The sequence below is a fragment of the Polymorphospora sp. NPDC050346 genome, assembly GCF_040655695.1.
GTDB classification, from domain to species: domain Bacteria; phylum Actinomycetota; class Actinomycetes; order Mycobacteriales; family Micromonosporaceae; genus Polymorphospora; species Polymorphospora lycopeni.
In genome coordinates this window covers 84,509-85,981 of sequence record NZ_JBFAKM010000034.1, presented here as the reverse complement: position 1 = coordinate 85,981, position 1,473 = coordinate 84,509, and the positions used below count along the sequence as shown (strand labels likewise).

The following is a 1,473-nucleotide window of genomic DNA, read 5'->3' as shown; positions in this document are numbered from 1 at the left end:
GACCACACACCCAAAAGCAGCAGGGCAGACCTGAGCCTGTACGCCGTTCTCCGCGAACTGCAGTACCTACTCGCGACCTGGCTCGGATTCTGCCCTCTCTGCCACCAACTCGTCCCAACCTAACAAAGCACTACTAGAACCGGATCAAGCGAACATCTAGCTGGTATGTCGCGAGCGAACTAGAAGGGCCAGCGGCCCGTGGCCGTGTCCGTCCTACAGCGGGACTGTCTCGCGAACGGCACCTCTCTGTGTCAAGGCGTTGGCGTCGGAGAGGTCTCCAACTTCGTGCCAGAGCCAGCGGCGGGAGGCCAACCGGGTCAGGCCCGACAGCACGTTGTCCATGGCATCACCACTCGCCCCAGCCCAACCCGACGCCGGTGACCCTGAGAATTCCGTTCACTGCGGCACGTTGTGTTCCACCGGTCGGACGTACGGCTCCCGGGTGAGGAACTGCTGGTAGCCGCGCCACATGGAGGCTTCGGTGGCCGACCCACCAGCCGCGAGGCGGCCGAGACGGAAACGTAGAGATCACCGGCGTGGAAGACATCGAACTGGGGGTAGACGGCCGCCCGATCACCCATCCGCACATCACCGTGGAGATTCCCGCTGGGACGGGGAAGGCTCTCATCGGCCGTCGTGCGGTGGCTGGGACCGCAGCGTGACGCTGGACGACGAGCTTGCCTTCCCCGTCCTGGTCGGGGTGTGCGTGGTTGGTCGGGCGACGCCCTTCCTGGTGGTACCTAGTGGCAGAGGATGATCAGCGAGCTCACGACGGTGCAGCTTCGAGAGGCGCTGTCGTTGTTGGGGTTGAGGTCGACGGGTGCGCTGGCGGTGCGAGTCGCGGTGACGGTGTAGGGGATCCCGATCGTGAGCAGGCCAACCGGGACCCTGATGCTGCGGGTGACGCTGGCACCGCTGGCCAGCGGCCCCACGGCACAGGTGACGCTACCGGCGCCGGTGGTGCAGTCGGAGCTGGTCGCCGTCATCGGGATGGGCAGCGTGGCGGTGACAGTCGCCGAGCTCAGGGTCGAGGGACCGTTGTTCGTGATGGTGATGGTGTAGTCGATGTGCCCGTTGAGCAGCCCGGGCACACCGGTGGCGGTTATAGCCACGCTCAGGTCCGCGGCCGCGTAGGTGTACTGGTTGTCGACGCTGGTGGCGCTGGTTCCGCCGATGGTCGTGGCCTGTACGTGGAGCGTTCCGATGCTTCCCGCCGGTACGACGGCCGTGCAGGAGGTGGCCGTGCAGGATACGTCGGTGGCGTTGTTCCCGGACCCGAAGGTGATGGTGGCGCCGGTCAGGTCGGTCCCGGTGATCGTGACCGTGTTACCGCCGGCCGGTGGGCCCGTGTTGGGGCTGACCGCAGTGATGGTGGGTGCCGGCACGTAGGTGTACCGGTTGTCGACGCTGGTGGCGCTGGTTCCGCCGGGCGTGGTGACTTGCACGTGAACGTCGCCAGCGTTTCCGGTCGGA

The 1,473-nt window shown here is 66.3% G+C and carries 1 protein-coding gene; it reads right to left on the bottom strand.

Annotated features, from left to right (window positions below):
• Nucleotides 1–740: 740 nt before the first annotated feature.
• A partial coding sequence (locus AB0I42_RS28395; RefSeq protein WP_357541879.1) for an IPT/TIG domain-containing protein occupies nt 741–1,473 on the bottom strand: 733 nt, incomplete at its 5' end.